The sequence below is a fragment of the Streptomyces sp. NPDC058964 genome (assembly GCF_042741275.1).
Classification (GTDB): domain Bacteria; phylum Actinomycetota; class Actinomycetes; order Streptomycetales; family Streptomycetaceae; genus Streptomyces.
This window is the reverse complement of record NZ_JBHYKH010000138.1, coordinates 1-18,411: the sequence shown is the minus strand read 5'-3', so window position 1 is coordinate 18,411 and position 18,411 is coordinate 1. Positions and strand designations below refer to the sequence as shown.

At 71.9% G+C, this 18,411-nt stretch carries 16 protein-coding genes and 1 pseudogene; 9 read left to right on the top strand and 8 right to left on the bottom strand.

The window, feature by feature from the left end:
• Both ACFW2E_RS18965 and ACFW2E_RS18960 read left to right on the top strand, forming a co-directional pair.
• Positions 1-638 (top strand): annotated as a pseudogene (locus ACFW2E_RS18965) (beta-xylosidase); the annotation flags it as partial.
• Between the two features lie 92 nt (positions 639-730).
• A complete protein-coding gene (locus ACFW2E_RS18960) occupies positions 731-1,762 on the top strand; it encodes a WxL protein peptidoglycan domain-containing protein (protein ID WP_384467796.1) in 1,032 nt (343 codons plus the stop codon).
• Here ACFW2E_RS18960 and ACFW2E_RS18955 read toward each other — a convergent pair.
• Positions 1,656-1,994 carry a P-II family nitrogen regulator gene (locus ACFW2E_RS18955; protein ID WP_384467794.1) on the bottom strand — a complete coding sequence of 113 codons (339 nt, stop codon included), beginning with the start codon at positions 1,992-1,994 and terminating at the stop codon, positions 1,656-1,658. The two genes, ACFW2E_RS18960 and ACFW2E_RS18955, sit on opposite strands and share 107 nt — an antisense overlap.
• Positions 1,991-3,301 (bottom strand): ammonium transporter, encoded by a 1,311-nt coding sequence (locus ACFW2E_RS18950; RefSeq protein WP_384467792.1) that lies wholly within the window; start codon positions 3,299-3,301, stop codon positions 1,991-1,993. The genes ACFW2E_RS18955 and ACFW2E_RS18950 overlap by 4 nt, the downstream gene beginning before the upstream one ends.
• 151 nt (positions 3,302-3,452) lie before the next feature.
• Here ACFW2E_RS18950 and era point away from each other — a divergent pair, with 151 nt between their 5' ends.
• On the top strand, positions 3,453-4,406 hold the full coding sequence (era, locus tag ACFW2E_RS18945) for a GTPase Era (RefSeq protein ID WP_384467790.1): 954 nt from the start codon (positions 3,453-3,455) through the stop codon (positions 4,404-4,406).
• Between the two features lie 166 nt (positions 4,407-4,572).
• Here the strand turns inward: era and ACFW2E_RS18940 are convergent, their stop codons facing one another.
• The 4 genes from ACFW2E_RS18940 to ACFW2E_RS18925 form a co-directional block, all read right to left on the bottom strand.
• The gene (locus ACFW2E_RS18940; RefSeq protein WP_384467788.1) at positions 4,573-5,826 is read right to left on the bottom strand and encodes an MFS transporter; all 1,254 of its coding nucleotides are present in this window, start codon (positions 5,824-5,826) and stop codon (positions 4,573-4,575) included.
• Complete coding sequence (locus ACFW2E_RS18935) at positions 5,823-7,154, bottom strand: GH1 family beta-glucosidase (protein ID WP_384467786.1); 1,332 nt, start codon at positions 7,152-7,154, stop codon at positions 5,823-5,825. The genes ACFW2E_RS18940 and ACFW2E_RS18935 overlap by 4 nt, the downstream gene beginning before the upstream one ends.
• Before the next feature lie 63 nt (positions 7,155-7,217).
• A complete protein-coding gene (locus tag ACFW2E_RS18930; protein ID WP_384467784.1) occupies positions 7,218-7,484 on the bottom strand; it encodes a protealysin inhibitor emfourin in 267 nt (88 codons plus the stop codon).
• A gap of 21 nt (positions 7,485-7,505) precedes the next feature.
• On the bottom strand, positions 7,506-8,576 hold the full coding sequence (locus ACFW2E_RS18925) for a M4 family metallopeptidase (protein WP_384467782.1): 1,071 nt from the start codon (positions 8,574-8,576) through the stop codon (positions 7,506-7,508).
• 338 nt (positions 8,577-8,914) lie between these two features.
• Here ACFW2E_RS18925 and leuA point away from each other — a divergent pair, with 338 nt between their 5' ends.
• The 6 genes from leuA (at position 8,915) to ACFW2E_RS18895 (ending at position 16,917) form a co-directional block, all read left to right on the top strand.
• Positions 8,915-10,636, top strand: coding sequence for a 2-isopropylmalate synthase (gene leuA, locus ACFW2E_RS18920; protein WP_384467780.1), 1,722 nt, complete (start codon positions 8,915-8,917; stop codon positions 10,634-10,636).
• 216 nt (positions 10,637-10,852) lie between these two features.
• Entirely contained in the window at positions 10,853-11,551 is a 699-nt protein-coding gene (locus ACFW2E_RS18915) for a TerB family tellurite resistance protein (RefSeq protein ID WP_384467778.1), read from the top strand.
• A gap of 143 nt (positions 11,552-11,694) precedes the next feature.
• A complete protein-coding gene (locus ACFW2E_RS18910; RefSeq protein ID WP_384467776.1) occupies positions 11,695-13,770 on the top strand; it encodes an MMPL family transporter in 2,076 nt (691 codons plus the stop codon).
• 47 nt (positions 13,771-13,817) lie between these two features.
• The gene (locus ACFW2E_RS18905) at positions 13,818-15,044 is read left to right on the top strand and encodes a sensor histidine kinase (protein WP_384467774.1); all 1,227 of its coding nucleotides are present in this window, start codon (positions 13,818-13,820) and stop codon (positions 15,042-15,044) included.
• The gene (locus tag ACFW2E_RS18900) at positions 15,041-15,706 is read left to right on the top strand and encodes a response regulator (protein WP_384467772.1); all 666 of its coding nucleotides are present in this window, start codon (positions 15,041-15,043) and stop codon (positions 15,704-15,706) included. Before ACFW2E_RS18905 ends, ACFW2E_RS18900 begins: the two co-directional genes overlap by 4 nt.
• Before the next feature lie 2 nt (positions 15,707-15,708).
• Positions 15,709-16,917 carry an exo-alpha-sialidase gene (locus ACFW2E_RS18895; protein ID WP_384467770.1) on the top strand — a complete coding sequence of 403 codons (1,209 nt, stop codon included), beginning with the start codon at positions 15,709-15,711 and terminating at the stop codon, positions 16,915-16,917.
• Here ACFW2E_RS18895 and ACFW2E_RS18890 read toward each other — a convergent pair.
• Positions 16,914-17,849, bottom strand: a complete 936-nt coding sequence (locus ACFW2E_RS18890) for a dihydrodipicolinate synthase family protein (protein ID WP_384467768.1) — start codon at positions 17,847-17,849, stop codon at positions 16,914-16,916. The genes ACFW2E_RS18895 and ACFW2E_RS18890 overlap by 4 nt on opposite strands.
• The coding region (locus tag ACFW2E_RS18885; protein WP_384467766.1) for an oligopeptide/dipeptide ABC transporter ATP-binding protein at positions 17,849-18,411 on the bottom strand (563 nt) is incomplete at its 5' end. The genes ACFW2E_RS18885 and ACFW2E_RS18890, both read right to left, overlap by 1 nt.

Genomic DNA, 18,411 nt, shown 5'->3' with positions numbered 1-18,411 from the left:
TGTTTTATAATCACACCACCGCTGACGGGGAACACGCCAACGCTAAAGAACAGGGATACTTAAGCGCCCCTATAACCTTAAGCGACAGGACGACGACCGGGATCGTGGCGTACGAGGGCAGTTCATGGAACGCGGACAAGGGGGCCGGACCCGCCGCCTACGTCGTGAACGACACCACACCGGTTCCCGACGGCAGCCAGAAGCTGACCACCACCGTCAAGGCGGGGACCCTGTCCATGTCCCAGGCCGGGGACGCCGTCTCGCTCTCGGCGGTCGACTTCGGCAAGGGCGGTGCCTCCACGGGCTCCCTGCAGACGGTGACCGTCAAGGACTTCCGCGGCGGGCCCGCGGGCTGGTCCCTGACCGGAAAGGTCACCGACTTCACCGGTCCCGGCGCCAAGATCGATGCCGGGAAGCTGAGCTGGACGCCCGCCTGCGCGACCAAGGCCGGCAGCCCGAGCACCTGCAAGGCCGGTTCGGCGGGCACGGTGGGCGGTTCGGGAGCGACTCTGGCGTCGACGCCCGACTCCACGCTCACCGGCGGCGAGTTCACCGTCGACGCCGGACTCTCCCTGGACGTACCGGCGTTCACGCCTCCGGGCTCGTACTCCGGCGTCCTGACCCTCACGCTCACCTGATCCGCCCTCTCTCGGTGGCCGGGCGCCCCTTCGCACCGGGGCCGCACCCGCCCGACCGCCGAACCGACTCCGTCCGTGGGGGGTCCGCACCCATGCGCAAGCCGTACGTCCTCCTCCTGAGCCTGCTCGGCCTGTTCTCGGGCCTGCTCTGCGGGCTGACGACCGCGCCCGCGTACGCCGCCGACAACGGCAGCTGGTCCGTCTACCCCGTCTCCTCCCGCGTCGCCGCGCGGCCCTACTTCTACCTCTCCGCCGATCCCGGGCAGACGATCACGGACAAGGTGGTCGTGGCCAACAAGACCGCGAAGCCGCTCACCTTCCGGCTCTACGCGGCCGACGCCTACAACACCGCCCGCGACGGGGGCTTCGCCGTGCGGACCCCGAAGGAACGGATGCGGGGCGTCGGCGCGTGGGCGAGGCCCGCCCGGTCCCGGGTCACCGTTCCAGGGCACAAGAAGGTCACCGTGCCCTTCACGCTGCGCGTCCCGCGGGATGCCGAACCCGGCGACCACCCGGGGGCGATCGTGGCGCTCGACGAACGGATCGAGGCCGGCAGCGGATCACTCGCGCTCGGCGTGCAGCGGGCCGTCGGCGCCCGTGTCCACCTGCGGGTGAGCGGACCCGTGCTGCCCGCGATCTCCATCGAGAACATGCACGTCACCCACCACCAGCCGCTGGTCCCCGGCCTCGGCGACAGCGGCGCGACGATCTCCTACAGCCTGCACAACACGGGCAACGTCACCCTCGACCCGAAGGTGGAGCTGCGCGCACGAGGGCTGTTCGGCCGCACGCTCCTGGCCCGTGACCTGACCCGGATCCCCTCCGAGCTGCTGCCGGGCCAGCGGGTCCGGCTCACCGAGCCCTGGCGGGACGCGCCCCAGCTCGACTGGGGGGACATCACGCTGACGGCGAGCGCCACCGGCACCCGGGAGTCGGCGAGCGCGTCGTTCCTCGCGCTGCCGTGGCTGGTGGTGGCGCTGGCGTTCGCCGCGGGAGCCGTCGGCGGGGCGCTGCTGGTCAGAGCGCGTCGGGGCCGCGCTCGCCCGTCCGTACCCGTACCACCGTCTCGACGGGCACGGCCCACACCTTCCCGTCCCCGATCTTCCCCGTCTGCGCGGCCCTGACGATCGCGTCGATGACCGGGTCGGCGTCCGCGTCCTCGACGACGACCTCGATGCGGACCTTGGGCACCAGGTCGACCCGGTACTCGGCGCCGCGGTACACCTCGGTGTGGCCGCGCTGGCGGCCGTACCCGCTCGCCTCGGTCACGGTCAGGCCCTGCACGCCGAGCTCCTGGAGGGCGGTCTTGACCTCGTCGAGGCGGTACGGCTTGATGATCGCGGTGATGAGCTTCATGCCTGGGACTTGACCTTCTGGGGGGTGGGGACGACGGAGTGGGCGACGGGGGCTCCGTGGCCCAGGACCCCGTGATCGTAAGCCGTCTCGGCGTGCACCGTAAGGTCCAGGCCGGTGTGCTCCTGCTCCTCGCTCGCGCGGAAGCCGGTGGTCCTGTCGATCGCCTTGCCGATGGCGTACGTCATGCCGAAGGCGTACACCGCGACGACCGCCACGGCCACCAGCTGCCTGCCGAGCTGGGCGAGCCCGCCGCCGTAGAAGAGGCCCTCCGCGCCACCGGTCATCGCCTTTTCCGCGAAGGCGCCGATGAGGAGGGTGCCGACGATGCCGCCGACCAGGTGGACGCCGACGACGTCGAGCGAGTCGTCGTAGTTCAGCCTGAACTTCCAGCTGACCGCGTAGGAGCAGAGGGCACCGGCGGCGAGGCCGACGACCAGGGCGCCGAGCAGGGAGACGGAGCCGCAGGAGGGGGTGATGGCGACCAGGCCGGCCACGGCACCGGAGGCCGCGCCGAGCGTGGTGGGGTGCCCGTCGCGCTTCTGCTCGACGAAGAGCCAGCCGAGCAGTCCGGTGCAGCCGGCGGCGAGGGTGTTCAGGAAGACGGCGGCCGCCAGGCCGTTGGCGCCCATCGCGGAGCCCGCGTTGAAGCCGAACCAGCCGAACCAGAGCAGTCCGGCGCCGAGGATCACCATCGGGAGGTTGTGCGGCCGCATGGCGTCCTTCTTGAACCCGAGCCGCGGACCGAGGACGAGGCACAGCGCCAGCCCGGAGGCGCCGGAGGTGATCTCGACGGGCAGGCCGCCGGCGAAGTCCAGAGCGCCGAGATGCCGGAGGATCCAGCCACCGGGGCCCCAGACCCAGTGGGAGACCGGAACGTATACGAGGAGCGTCCAGACCGGCACGAACACCAGCCAGGCACCGAATTTCGCCCGGTCGGCGATCGCGCCGCTGACCAGGGCCGCCGTGACGATCGCGAAGGTGAGCTGGAAGGTGGCGAACAGGAGGGTGGGGACCGTGCCCTGGACGCTGCCGGGACCGATGCCGCTCATTCCGGCGTGGTCGAGCCCGCCGAGGAGACCGGCGCCGATGTCGTCGCCGAAGGCGAGGGAGTAGCCGGCCGCCAGCCACACCACCGTCACCAGAGCGATCGACACGAAGCTCATCATCAGCATGTTGAGGACGCTCTTCGTGCGGACCATGCCGCCGTAGAACAGGGCCAGGCCCGGCGTCATCAGCAGGACCAGGGCGGTGGCGGCGAGCAGCCAGGCGGTGTCACCGGTGTCTGCGTGCTCTGCGGCGAGGGTCACGGTCGTCTCCAGCGGTGTGGGGGCTCGTCAGAGATTCACGGGTGCGCGTTTCCGGTTGCGTACAGGTGTGTTTCCGTGACGTTTCGTTGCGTGGGGGTTTCCGGAAGCTCACGGTGCGGCGCCGCTCGGGCGATCAGGGACAATGGGCGGCATGAGCGTTCGCACCCAGTCATCCGAGCAGTCGGCCGAGGCCGTCCACCGCGCCGGCTTCGCCTGCTTCGTGGGCCGGCCCAACGCGGGCAAGTCCACCCTCACGAACGCTCTGGTCGGGAAGAAGGTGGCGATCACCGCGAACCAGCCGCAGACGACGCGGCACACGGTACGCGGCATCGTGCACCGGCCCGACGCCCAGCTGATCCTGGTGGACACCCCCGGTCTGCACAAGCCGCGCACACTGCTCGGCGAGCGCCTCAACGACGTGGTCCGCACCACTTGGGCCGAGGTCGACGTGATCGGCTTCTGCCTTCCGGCGAACGAGAAGATCGGCCCCGGTGACCGCTTCATCGCCAAGGAGCTGGCCGGGATCCGGAAGACCCCGAAGGTCGCCATCGTCACCAAGACCGACCTGGTGGACTCCAAGGCCCTCGCCGAGCAGCTGATCGCGATCGACCAGCTCGGCAAGGAGCTGGGCTTCGAGTGGGCGGAGATCGTCCCGGTGTCGGCGGTCGGCGACAAGCAGGTGGGCCTGCTGGCCGACCTGCTCGTCCCGCTGCTGCCGGAGGGCCCGGCGCTCTACCCAGAGGGTGACCTCACGGACGAGCCCGAGCAGGTCATGATCGCGGAACTGATCCGCGAGGCCGCCCTGGAGGGCGTGCGCGACGAGCTGCCGCACTCCATCGCGGTCGTCGTGGAGGAGATGCTCCCGCGCGAGGACCGCCCGGCGGACCGTCCCCTCCTCGACATCCACGCCAACCTCTACATCGAGCGCCCCAGCCAGAAGGGCATCATCATCGGCCCGAAGGGCAAGCGACTGAAGGAGGTCGGTGTGAAGTCCCGCAAGCACATCGAGGCCCTCCTCGGGACTCCCGTCTTCCTGGACCTCCATGTGAAGGTGGCGAAGGACTGGCAGCGGGACCCCAAGCAGCTGCGCCGGCTGGGCTTCTAGGCCCTGTCGTCACCTCCCCGTCGTCCGCCCGGAGAGCGGGCCCGGCGGCTTCATGGGGCCCCTGCCCGAGCGAGGCCGAGAGCTCGGGGGAGCGTGCTCCCGGCGTGCCGGACCTCGGCCCTCGTACTGGACGCACCGGTGTGACCGGGCGCCCGCCGGAAAGTACCTAGTCGACCCCCCGTATCCGGCCCACCAGCCCCGCTCCCGCCAGTCCGACCAGCGCCGCCACCAGGTACAGCACCCGGTAGCCGCCGAGGTGGTTCACGATCGGCGCGGCCAGGGCGGGGGCCGCGACCTGGGGGAGGGCGTTGGCCACGTTGATGACGCCGAGGTCCTTGCCCCGGTCCAGCGCCTTCGGCAGGACGTCCGTCATCAGCGCGAAGTCGACCGAGGTGAACACGCCGAAGCCGATGCCGAGGACCGCCGCCGCCACGACGGCGCCCGGCCAGGTCTGCCACGCGGCGAGGGCCGCCGTCGCCACCGCCATCAGCGCGCCCGACCAGAGTACGAACGGCTTGCGCCGGCCCACCCGGTCCGACCAGATTCCGCCGACCACGACCGTGCCCAGCAGGGTCAGGCCGTTCACCGCCGTCAGGATCAGCACGCCCTCGTCGGGGTCGTGGTAGTCGATGCGGTCCCGCAGGTAGTAGAGGAGATAGAGCAGGACCAGGGAGTTGCTCAGATTGATCAGGAAGCGGGTCAGCCACGCCCAGCCGAGGTCGGGGTGGCGGCGCGGGCTCAGCCAGAAACCCGCGAGGAAGCCCCGCCGGTCCCAGGGCGGCCGGTCCTCGTCCGCGAGCCGCAGGTCCTCGTAGCGCAGCACGTACGGCAGCACACCCACCGCCGTGAACACCGCGCACGCGGCGTACCCGGCCCCGATCCCGCCCGCCGCCGTCGCCAGTCCCGTCCCGCCGACCACGCCGAGGATCTGCGCCGCCCCCAGCCAGCCGCCCACCGAGCCCCGCTGGAGCCTGGGCACGCGGTCCGGCACCGCCGCCGTGACCGCCGCGAAGGCCGCGTTGAGCGTCAGCTGGACCAGGCACCAGCCCAGCGCCATCGTCCACACCCCGCCCGCGCCAGCGAGCAGCAGCAGTGACAGCGCGCCGCCCGCCGCACCGGCCACGATCCACGGTGTGCGGCGGCCCCGGCGGGCCGTCGTCCGGTCGGACAGCGCGCCGAAGAACGGGTTGGCGACCAGGGACACGAACGCGCCCGCGCCCGTGACCCAGGCCAGCATGGTCTCCTTGGACATGCCGGAGCCGGGCGCGAAGTCCTTGGCCTGGGAGGCGAGCAGTATCTGCAGCGGGCCGAACCAGCCCACCCATATGGCCCCGTTGGCCAGCGAGAGCGTCGCGGTCCAGCCCCGGCCGACCCGTTCGACGGGCTCGGCCAGGGCGGCCGGTGGCCGGGCCGTCGTCATCCACCCGCCCCCGGTCCCTGCGCCCGCAGCAGCTGCTGGAACCAGCGGTACGACGCCTTCGGGGTGCGCTCCAGCGTCCCGTAGTCGACGTGCACCAGGCCGAACCGGCGCGCGTACCCCTCGGCCCACTCGAAGTTGTCCAGCAGCGACCAGACGAAGTAGCCGCGTACGTCCACACCGGCCTCCAGCGCCCGGTGCAGTGCCCGCACATGGCCGTCCAGGTAGGCGATGCGGTCCTGGTCGTCGATCCCCTCGTACGAGCAGCCGTTCTCGGTGATGACGACCGGGGGGAGCCGGTCGCCGTAGCGTTCGCGGAAGCCGGTGAGCAGCTCCGTCAGGCCCTCGGGAACGACGGGCCAGCCGAAGTCGGTCACGGGGCGGTCCTCGATCTCCCGCACGGAGAAGGGCAGTTCGGACGGGATCGTCAGTCCGCCGAACTCGGTGTCCGTGCCCTGCGGGGCGCCCACCCGGGTCGGGGCGTAGTAGTTGACGCCGTACCAGTCGAGCGGCTCGGCGATCACCTTCAGGTCCGATTGGATGTCGCCGGGCATCAACTCGCCGATTCCGTCCGGGTATTCGCCGAGGATGACCGGCTCGGCGAACAGGCGGTTGAGCAGAAGGTCGTAGAAGCCCGCCGCCTCCAGGTCGGCCGGATCCCGCGATGCGGGCCAGGTCGGCCCGTGCGAGTTGGCGATACCGATGTCCGCCGCCCCGGCCGCGCGCAGTGCCCGCACCGCCAGGCCGTGGGCGAGGAGCTGGTGGTGGGCCACCGGGAGGGCGTCGAAGAGCAGCTGCCGGCCCGGGGCGTGGGCGCCGAGGGCGTGGCCCAACAGCGTGTGTTCCGCGGGCTCGTTGAGAGTGATCCACTTGGTCACGCGATCGCCGAGCCGGGCGGCGACCCGCGAGACGTGGTCGGCGAACCGCGCCGCCGTGTCCCGGTCCAGCCAGTCCAGCGTGACCGGGAGGTCCCAGTGGAAGAGGGTCGGGACGGGGCGTACCCCCGCCGCGCACAGCTCGTCCACCAGGCGGTCGTAGAAGTCGAGGCCGTTCGGGGAGTTCACCCTCGGCCAGGAGATGGAGAAGCGGTACGCGTCCACGCCCAGGCCGGCCAGGAGCGCCACGTCCTCGGGGTAGCGGTGGTAGTGGTCGCAGGCCACCGCCGCCGTCGAGCCGTCCTTCACCCGTCCCGGCTCCGCCGTGAACGCGTCCCAGACGGACGGCTCGCGCTCGTCCACCGCTCCCTCGATCTGGTGGGCCGAGGTCGACACACCCCACAGGAAGCCGGCCGGGAACTGAGGTATCGGGTTCGTCGCCATGGGCGGGATCATCCGTACCGCTGGTAACAGAAGTCAACGCCCGCGCGCGAACCCGCAGTCAGCGGCCGCCGCTGGTCATGCCCCTTCCTTCAGTACCCACGTGATGAGCTTCCGCTGTTCGTCCGTCAGCCGGGGATCTGCCGCGTACGCGGTCTTCCCGTCCACCGTGATCTCGTAGCTGAAGCCGTCCGGCACCCCGGTGGGCGGTGCGCCCTGGCCGGCGGCGAGTGCCTGCCCGGCCAGGGCCTCCCACTCGTGTGCGTCGGGCCGCCCCGAGGTGTCCACCTCGGCATGCCGCTCGATGCCCGCGAATCCGCCCGTGCGACTCACCTGAATACGCATGGGTCCCTGTCTAGTACGGATCTAGAGGGTGCGCACCCCGACCTGCTCCCAGGCCTTGGTGACGGCGTCCAGTTCCTCGCCCGTGCCGTAGCGCGCCTTCGCCGCCGAGACGGTCAGCGTGGCGAAGTCCGCGAACAGCGCGTCCGTCTTCAGCGTGCCGCCGGTCAGCACGTCGTACCAGATCTGTCCGGCCCGCTCCCAGGCGTTGCCACCGAGGGCCGTGGCGACCAGGTAGAACGCGTGGTTGGGGATGCCGGAGTTGATGTGGACGCCGCCGTTGTCGCGTCCGGTGCGGACGAAGTCGTCCATGGTCGCGGGCTGCGGGTCCTTGCCGAGGACGTCGTCGTCGTACGCCGTGCCCGGGGCCTTCATGGAGCGCAGCGCGGTGCCGGTGACGCGCGGTGCGAGCAGGCCCGCGCCGATCAGCCAGTCGGCCTCGGCGGCGGTCTGGCCCAGCGAGTACTGCTTGATCAGCGAGCCGAAGACGTCGGAGACCGACTCGTTGAGGGCGCCGGGCTGGCCGAAGTAGGTGAGGTTGGCCGTGTACTGGGTGACGCCGTGGGTGAGCTCGTGGCCGATGACGTCGATAGGGAGGGTGAAGTCGAGGAAGATCTCCCCGTCACCGTCGCCGAACACCATCTGCTCGCCGTTCCAGAAGGCGTTGTTGTAGTCCTTGTCGTAGTGGACGGTGGCGTCCAGCGGCAGCCCGTTGCCGTCGATCGAGTCGCGCTCGTAGGCCTTCAGATACAGCTCGAAGGTGGCGCCGAGGCCGTCGTAGGCCCGGTTGACGGTGGCGTCCTTGTTCGGCGTCGCGCCCTCCGCGCGGATCTTCCTGCCGGGCAGGTCCGTGCCGTGGTGGAGGTCGTAGATCGTGCGTTGCGGCTTGCCGGCCTCGGCGGTGGCGGGTGCGGCGACGGAGGGGGCGCCGATGACGGTGGTCAGGCGCCGGCGGGTGCGCTCGAAGGCGTCCCGCTCCAGGGTGCGGCGGGCGGGCCGGGCGATCGCGGGGTCCTCGGTCTGGGCGAGCTTGTCGAGGACGTGCGGTGGCACGATCGTGCAGAAAACGGGCTCGAAGCCCCCGTTGCTGGTCATGTCCGGCACCCTTGCACTGTGTTATGCCGCTGTCACTACCCGCAACCATGATTGGTGAAATACAGGGACAAGAACCCCCACTCCTCGTAGCGGAGTGGTATGCAGCACCTTTTGTCCTATTTGCCCTTCGGGTCCCGCATACTGATACAGACCCGCGCACCCGGCGCGGCTCGGCTACGCTGCGGAGCATCATGCGTTTCGGGCTGCTTCTCCTTAGCTGCCGCGGCGAGGGCCTGTAGTCAAGAGGCCGACTCCCTCCCCGCGGAGCTTGGTGTTGCGTCGTCGGCCGTCCTTCCGGACACCGGACTCACCGGACTTCTAGAGGAGCCCACGCAATCATGGCCAACCGCCAGCAGCCCAGTTCCATGCCGATCCACAAGTACGGCCGGTACGAGCAGGTGGACATCCCGGACCGCTCCTGGCCCGAGAAGCGGATCACCACCGCCCCGCGCTGGCTCTCCACCGATCTGCGCGACGGCAACCAGGCCCTGATCGACCCCATGTCGCCCGAGCGCAAGCGCCGCATGTTCGACCAGCTGGTCAAGATGGGCTACAAGGAGATCGAGGTCGGCTTCCCGGCCTCCGGCCAGACCGACTACGACTTCGTGCGCTCGATCATCGAGGAGCCGGGGGCCATCCCCGACGACGTCACCATCTCCGTACTGACCCAGGCCCGCGAGGACCTGATCGAGCGGACGGTGGAGTCCCTGAAGGGCGCCAGGCGCGCCACCGTCCACCTCTACAACGCCACCGCCCCGGTCTTCCGCCGGGTGGTCTTCCGCGGCTCCAAGGACGAGATCAAGCAGATCGCCGTCGACGGCACCCGCCTGGTCATGGAGTACGCCGAGAAGCTGCTGGGCCCCGAGACCGAGTTCGGCTACCAGTACTCGCCGGAGATCTTCACCGACACCGAGCTGGACTTCGCGCTGGAGGTCTGCGAGGCGGTCATGGACGTCTGGCAGCCCGGTCCGGGCCGCGAGATCATCCTGAACCTGCCGGCCACGGTCGAGCGCTCCACCCCCTCCACGCACGCGGACCGCTTCGAGTGGATGGGCCGCAAGCTGTCCCGCCGTGAGCACGTCTGCCTGTCCGTCCACCCGCACAACGACCGCGGCACGGCCGTCGCGGCCGCCGAGCTGGCCCTGATGGCCGGCGCCGACCGCGTCGAGGGCTGCCTGTTCGGCCAGGGCGAGCGCACCGGCAACGTCGACCTGGTCACCCTGGGCATGAACCTGTTCTCCCAGGGCGTCGACCCGCAGATCGACTTCTCCGACATCGACGAGATCCGCCGTACGTGGGAGTACTGCAACCAGATGGAGGTCCACCCGCGCCACCCGTACGTGGGCGACCTGGTCTACACGTCCTTCTCCGGCTCCCACCAGGACGCCATCAAGAAGGGCTTCGACGCCATGGAGGCCGACGCGAAGGCCAAGGGCGTCACGGTCGACGACATCGAGTGGGCGGTCCCGTACCTGCCGATCGACCCGAAGGACGTCGGCCGCTCCTACGAGGCCGTCATCCGCGTCAACTCGCAGTCCGGCAAGGGCGGTATCGCCTACGTCCTGAAGAACGACCACAAGCTGGACCTGCCCCGCCGGATGCAGATCGAGTTCTCGAAGCTCATCCAGGCGAAGACGGACGCCGAGGGCGGCGAGGTCACCGGCGGCGACATCTGGTCGGTCTTCCAGGACGAGTACCTGCCGAACCCGGACAACCCGTGGGGCCGCATCCAGGTCCGCACCGGCCAGTCGACCACCGACACCGACGGCGTGGACACCCTCACCGTCGAGGCGACGGTCGACGGCGAGGACACCGTCCTGACCGGCTCCGGCAACGGTCCGATCTCAGCCTTCTTCGACGCCCTGCAGTCCATCGGCATCGACGTACGGCTGCTGGACTACCAGGAGCACACGATGAGCGAGGGCGCCTCCGCGCAGGCCGCCTCGTACATCGAATGCGCGATCGACGGCAAGGTCCTGTGGGGCATCGGCATCGACGCGAACACGACGCGTGCGTCGCTCAAGGCGGTCGTGTCCGCCGTCAACCGCGCGACGCGCTGACCCCTCTCACCGGGCGTTTCGGTGCCCCGACCGCCGTACACGGCGGTCGGGGCACCGTCGTTTCTCGGCCACGGGAACATGGAGGTCACGGAAAGGTCTCGTACAGGGTGCTGACTCCACCTCGACAATGTGGCTAACATCACGCCAACGCGGCGACGTTGCCGTGGGGGCACCGCCCACGCCCTTAAGGCAGTGGGGGACTTACGGAGGTGCGACGTGCTGCCAGTACGGGGACGAGACGACCGTGCCACCAGGCCTGTGCGCATTCTGGGTACCCGCACCGCGTGGACGCCCGTGGGAGACGGCGAGTTCTTCTGCCCCGGCTGCGGAGGGGACCGCAACTACCAGCGGCTCACCGGCCGCCGCCGCTTCACCCTCCTGGGCGTGCCCGTGCTGCCGCGCGGGGCCACCGGCCCGGTCGTGGAGTGCGCGGCCTGCCGCCGGCACTTCGGCACCGACGTCCTCGACCATCCGACCACCTCCCGCTTCTCCGCGATGCTCCGTGACGCGGTGCACACCGTCGCCCTGGCCGTGCTCGCCGCCGGCGGCACCTGCGCCCGTACGTCCCTGGAGGCGGCCGCGAGTCAGGTCCGCGCCGCCGGCTTCCAGGACTGCACCGAGGACCAGCTCTGCGCGCTCGTCGAGGCCCTGGCCGCCGACACCGGCCGGCTCTTCGAACAGCCGGGCGGCGCGAGCCTGGCCATAGAACTGCACGAGTCCCTCGACCCGCTGGCCCCGCACCTCGCCCCCGTCGGCCGCGAGGCGATCCTCCTCCAGGGCGCCCGCGTCGCCCTCGCCGACGGCCCCTACACACCCGCCGAACGCGATGTCCTGACCACCATCGGCGCGGCCCTCACCATCCGCGCGGACGAGGTCACCCGGCTGCTCGCGGCGGCCGCCGGTACTCCGACCTGATACTCCCCGGGGAGTAGTCCGGCCGCCCGGTCACCCGTGGCAGTACCCCCGAACTCGCCCTCCCGCGCGACGAATCCCGCCCCCGGCGCCGGAAGTCTGGAGACCGTAACCAGACGTCCGCGCCGGAGGGAGGGCCCGTTTCCATGGGGGCCGCAGAAACGACAAGCACACGACGACGGGCCGTCCCCTGGCTGCTGCTCGCACTGTGGGCCGGCGTCCTGGCCGTCGCCTCGCCGTTCGCCGCGAAGCTCGCCGACGTACAGCACAACCGGGTCACCGACTACCTGCCGGCGAGCGCCGACTCCACCGAGGTGGCGAAGATCCAGGACCGTCTGCCGGGCGGCGAGACCACCGAACTGGTCCTCGTCTACCACCGCGACGGCGGTCTCACCGCCGCCGACCGGGCCACGGCGGGCGGGCAGGTCGCCACCATCGCCCGGCAGCACACGCTCGCCGGGACACCGCGGGGGATCCCGTCCAAGGACGGCACCACCCTCATGTACCCGGTCACCAGCAACGAGCCCGGCACCGACGAGAAGAAGCGCGACGCCCTCGTCGAGGACGTCCGCCGGGTCGCCCGGGACAGGGGCGGGCTGACGGTCGACGTCGGCGGCCCGAGCGCCCTGGCGACGGACGCGGGCGAGGTCTACCAGTCGCTCGGCGGACCGCTGCTCTACACCACCGTCGGCGTCGTCGCCGTCCTGCTGATCCTCATCTACCGCAGCCCGCTGCTGTGGCTGGTCCCGCTGGTCGTCGCCGGCACCGCCGACTTCCTGTCCATGGGCGTGGCCTACGGACTCAACCAGACCTTCGGCACGACCGTCTCGGGCCAGAGCTCGGGCGTGATGACCATCCTCGTGTTCGGCGCCGGCACCGACTACGCCCTGCTGCTGGTCTCCCGCTACCGGGAGGAGCTGCGGCGCCACGAGCGGCCGTACGATGCGATGCGGTCCGCCCTGCGCGGCTGCGGGCCCGCCGTGCTCGCCTCCTCAGGCACGGTCGCCGCCGGACTGCTGTGCCTGCTCGCCGCCGACCTCAACTCCAGCCGCGGGATGGGCCCGCTGGGGACCGTCGGCGTGCTGTGCGCCCTGACCGCCATGCTGACGCTCCTGCCCGCCGTCCTCGTCCTGCTGGGCCGTCGCGTGTTCTGGCCGCTGGTCCCGGCGTACGGCAGCAGCCCCAGGGCCCGCCGGTCGCTGTTCGCCGCGATGGGCACCTCCGCCGGGCGCCGCCCGCGTACCGTGCTCGCCGCCGGAGCCGTCCTGCTCGGCGCGCTCGCGCTCGGCGCCCTGAACCTGTCCGGCACGGTCAAGCAGCAGGACACCTTCGTCGACAAGCCGGACTCCGTCACCGCCATGCAGACCCTCGCCCGGGCCTACCCGGAACGGTCCGCGCAGCCCGTCGACGTCATCACCCCCACCGGGCGGGCCGACGCGACCCTGACGGCGGTCCGCGCCACCCGGGGAGTCGCGAGCGCCGAGCGGGGACGCAGCGGCGGAGGCTGGACGGAGATCTCCGTGATCGCCGCCGCGCCGCCCCAGTCCGCGGGCGAGACCGCCACCATCAAGGAGCTCCGGCACACGCTCAAGGGCTCCTACGTCGGCGGACCCAGCGCCCAGCAGATCGACCTGGAGGACACCAACGCCCGCGACCGGCTGGTCGTCGTGCCGATCGTCCTCGCCTCCGTCCTGCTGGTCCTCGTCGCCCTGCTGCGTTCCCTGGTCGCGCCGCTGATCCTGGTGGCCGCCGTGGTCGCGGTGTGGGGCGCGGCCCTCGGCATCGGCGGGCTGGTGTTCGGGCCGCTGTTCGGCTTCCAGGGCACGGACCCGGGCCTCGGGCTGCTGTCTTTCGTGTTCCTGGTCGCCCTCGGCGTCGACTACGGCATCTTCCTCATGCACCGGATGCGGGAGGAGTCCCTCGGCGGCGCCGAACCGGCCGCCGCCGCGCTGACCGCGCTGCGCACCACCGGCGGGGTCATCGCCTCCGCCGGTCTCGTCCTCGCGGCCACCTTCGCGGTGCTGACGAACATGGGCCTCGTCCAGCTCGCCGAGCTCGGCTTCGTCATCTCGGTCGGCGTGCTGCTGGACACCTTCCTGGTCCGCACCTACCTGGTGACCAGCGCGAGCGTGGCGCTGGGGCGCTGGGTGTGGTGGCCGGGCGGGCTGTCCCGGACGCCCGACCCGCAACGGCCGCGGCGCGCGCCGGAGCCCGTGAGCTGAAGCACCGGGCGCCCCCGCCCGCCGCGGGGGCGCCCGACTGACGGAAGATGGAGCCCGTGCAGGCAACCCTCAGCGGCATCCGGCCCGGTCCCGGCCCGCGGATCCGTGCGGTCATCGGGCTCGCGCCACGCGACACCCTGCGGCAGGACGCGTGCCTCGCGGCCGCCCTCGCCCTGGTCGCGTCGTTCATCGCGACCACCGGCCTCGGCAGCGGACGCGACCCGGACGCGCTCGGCTGGACACTGCTGCTCTGCGCCCACGTGCCACTGGTCTGGCGGCGCCGGGCCCCGATGGCGGTGCTGTTCGTGGGGATCGTGCTGATCGCGACGTACCACGAACTCGGCTACAACCACTCCGCGCCGACCTCCGCCGCGATGGCGGTCCTCTACACCGTGGCGGAGACCCGCACGCTCCGGCGCACCCTGCTGATCGGCGCGGGCGTCATCGCGCTCATGGTCGTCCTGAAGATCGGCGACGGCATGGCCGGGGTCTCCGAGAGCATGCGCATCACCGGGTGGGTCATCGCCATGCTCGTCATCGGCAGCTACATCCGGGTCCACCGCGAGAACGTCACCGCGGCCCTCGAACGCGCCGAACGCGCCGAGCGCACCCGTGAGGAGGAGGCCCGCCGCCGGGTCGCCGAAGAGCGTCTGCGCATCGCCCGCGACCTGCACGACCTGCTCGCCCACAGCATCACCCTGATCGGCGTGCAGACCTCCGTCGCCGCCCATGTCCTGGCCGCCGACCCCGGACGCCTGGACCGCCAGGCCGTCGCCAAGGCCCTCGACGACATCGCCGAGACCTGCCGCACCGCCCGCGGTGAGATCCGTACGACCCTGGAGGTCTTGCGCGACGGCGACCACGGCTCGCCGGACGCCCGTGGCCCCCTGCCCGGCCTGCACGGTCTGCCCGACCTCGCGGCGACCGCGCGGGCGGCGGGGGCGACGGTGGAGCTAACCGTGCGGGCCGGCGACGTCCCGCCCGCCGTCGGCGCGGCCGTCTACCGCATCGTGCAGGAGGCGCTCACCAACGCGGTGCGGCACGGAGGGCGGGAGGACCTCTCCGTACGGGTGAGCGTGGCCGAGGGGGACGGCGCCCTGCGGGTCCGGGTCACCGACGACGGCACCGGCGTGGCCGACGGCACCCCCGGCTTCGGCCTGGCCGGGATGCGGGAACGGGCACGCAGCGTGGACGGGACGGTGGAGGCCGGGTCCCGGGCGGACGGGGAGGGCTTCGAGGTGACCGCCGAACTGCCCCTGGAGGGAGCCCGGTGAACCCCGTCCGCGTCCTGCTCGCCGACGACCAGACCCTGGTCCGGGCGGCCTTCGCCATGCTCGTGGAGTCGGCCCGGGACATGGTGGTCGTCGGGCAGGCCGGCACCGGCCGGGAGGCCGTGGAGCTGGCCCGCCGCGAGCGCGCCGACCTCGTCGTGATGGACATCCGCATGCCCGACCTCGACGGCATCGAGGCGACCCGGCTCATCGCCGCGGACGAGGACCTGGCCGGGGTCCGCGTGCTGGTCCTCACCACCTACGACACCGACGAGAACATCGTGGAGGCGCTGCGTGCCGGCGCCTCCGGCTTCCTGGTGAAGGACACCCGTCCGGCCGAACTCCTCGACGCCATCCGCACCGTGGCCGCGGGCGAGGCCCTGCTCTCCCCGGGCCCCACCGCACGGCTGATCGAGCGGTTCCTGCGCAGCCCCTCGGCACCGGTGGCGGGCGGCCCCGGATGCCTGTCCGATCGCGAGCGGGAGGTACTGACCCTGGTCGCGCGCGGACTGAACAACGCCGAGATCGCCGGGTCGTTGGGCCTGAGCCCGCTCACCGCCAAGACCCACGTCAGCCGGATCATGGGCAAGCTCGGGGCGCGCGACCGGGCGCAGCTGGTCATCGTGGGGTACGAGTCGGGGCTGGTGATTCCGGGCAGCATGTGACCGTGCCCCTCCTGAGCCGCACCCTCCTCGCCGCCACCGCGTTCCTCACCGTGCTCACCCTCGCGCAGGCGGCCCACGCCGACCCGGGCTGCGCCTCCTCGGTGCCCTACGCCTCCGGTGAGGGCGGCTACGACACCTACCGCATCCCCGCCGTCGTGACCACGCGCCGAGGCACGGTCCTGGCCTTCGCCGAGGGCAGGCACGACAGCGCGGGCGACACCGGTGACATCGATGTCGTCCTCAGGCGCTCCACCGACGGGGGCTGCACCTGGGGCCCGCTCGAGGTGGCCGCCGCCGGCGAGGGGGACACCCGGGGCAACCCGGCGCCGGTGGTCGACCCGCGCACCGGGGCGATCGTGCTGGTCACCTCCTACAACAGCGGTGCCGTGACCGAGGCGCAGATCATGCGCGGCGAGGTCACCCCGGAGCAGAGCCGCCGGGTGTTCGTGCAGCGCAGCCGCGACGACGGCCGCCGGTTCACACCCCCGCGGGACATCACCGCCGAGGTGAAGCCGGAGGGCTGGCGCTGGTATGCGACCGGTCCCGGGCACGCCGTCGCGCTCACCCGGGGCCCGCACCGGGGCCGGCTGGTCGTCCCCGCCGACCACTCGGCCGCTCCGCCCGCCGGCTCCGCCGACACCGGCCAGGAGGCCAGGTACTACGGCGCCCACGCGATCTACAGCGACGACGGCGGCCGCGGCTGGCGGCTTGGCTTCGTCGACGCGACCTATGACGGCGTGCACAACTCCAACGAGAGCAGTGCCGCCCAACTGCCCGACGGCAGGCTGTACTTCAGCTCCCGCGACCAGAACGGCACCGGGCCCGGCAACCGTCTCGACACCTACTCCGGCGACGGCGCCGAGACCCTCGACCGCCCCTACGCGGCCCAGCCCGCCCTGAACGACGTCCCCGTCGTCGAGGCCTCGGTCCTCCAGCTCCGCGGCGGGAAGACCCCGTTGCTGTTCTCCGGCCCGTCCGTGCCCACCGCCCGCCGGGAGATGGCGATCTGGCGCAGCACGGACGCCGGGCGGACCTTCGCCAAGGTGCTCACGCTGTCCCCGTGGAAGGCCGCCTACTCCGATCTCGTACAGGTGGACCACGACACGGTCGGGATCCTGTACGAGACGGGCGCGACGGGGACCTACGACACGATCGAGTTCCGGCGGCTGCCGGTCGGCGACTTCCTGGCGGGCCCCGCCGGCGAGGGCTAGAGGAGTCCCGCGCCCGCGAGGTACTTCCCCACCAGTTCGACCTCCTCCGCGGACAGGGGGATCTGCGGCTCGGCCGTCAACGGGCAGTCGATGACCCCCCTCAGATGCAGCGCCGCCTTGAACGCGCCGAGTGCCGACGAACTCCCGCCCATCCGGGACGGGTCGCCGACGCCCACCATGCCGAACAGGGCGCACAGCCGCTCCTGCTCGGCCCGCGCCCCCTCCCAGTCGCCGGACCGGCACAGGCGGTAGAGCCGGACGTAGCCGTGCGGGTCGACGTTGGCCAGGCCCGGCACGGCCCCGTCCGCCCCGAGCGCGAGGGCCGCGTCGACGACGAGCTCCGATCCGGTGAGCACGCTGAAGCCCGTGGTGTCGGCGAGGTTCCGGGCGCCGGTGACGACCTGGCGGAAGGCGCCCAGGTCGCCGCTGGAGTCCTTCAGGCCCGCCAGCACCCCGTCGGCGGCCAGTTCCAGGACCAGGTCGGCAGGGAGCTTGGTGTGGACGGCGGCCGGGATGTCGTAGGCGATGACCGGGACGGCGCCGGCCGCCGCGACCCGGCGGTAGTGGCGGGCGATCTCCGCCGGGTGGGTACGGGTGTAGAAGGGGGCGGTGACGACGACCGCCTGGGCGCCCGCCGCGGTGGCCTCCCGGACGCCTGCCAGCACCCGGGGCGTGGTCATGTCGATCGCCCCGGCCAGCACCGGCAGCTGACCGCCGACATGGCCCACGACCGCCTCCAGCACCAGCAGGCGCTGCAGGTCCGTCAGATACGCGGCCTCCGAGGTCGAGCCGAGCAGGAACAGGCCGTGCACCCCGCCCTCCACCAGGTGGTCGACGAGTCTGAGCAGCGAGGGGACGTCCACCTCGCCATCCGGTGTCAGGGGGGTGCAGACGGGCGGTACGACACCGGTCAGCGGGGCGGGGAAGGTCATCAAGGCTCCCTGGGAAGACTCTGGCGCACGAGGTCGCGGGTCGACTGGTCCTCCTCCACAGGATGGTGACACCGGTAGCGATGTCCCGGGCGCGACGCGGCCGAAAACTCCGGCATCACCGAGGCGCACACGTCGTCCGCCTTCCAGCAGCGGGTGCGGAACGGACAGCCGCTCGGCGGCCGGGTCGCCGACGGGACCGGACCGGTCAGCGGGATCGGGTCGATCGGGTCGAGCAGGCCCGGCGTGGCGGAGAACAGGGCGCGGGTGTACGGGTGCCGCGCCCGGTCGGTGACGTGGCCGGCCGGGGCCTCCTCGACGATCCGGCCCAGGTACATGGTGATCACCCGGTCGCTCATCCGCCGTACGGTCTGGATGTCGTGGGAGACGAAGACCAGGGCGAGCCCCAGACGCTCCCTCAGATCGAGGAGGAGGTTGAGGATCTGGGCCCGCACGGAGACGTCGAGCGCGCTCGTCGGCTCGTCGGCGACCACCAGTACCGGGTCCAGGGCCAGCGCGCGGGCGATGGCGACGCGCTGCCGCTGGCCCCCGGAGAGCCGGCCGG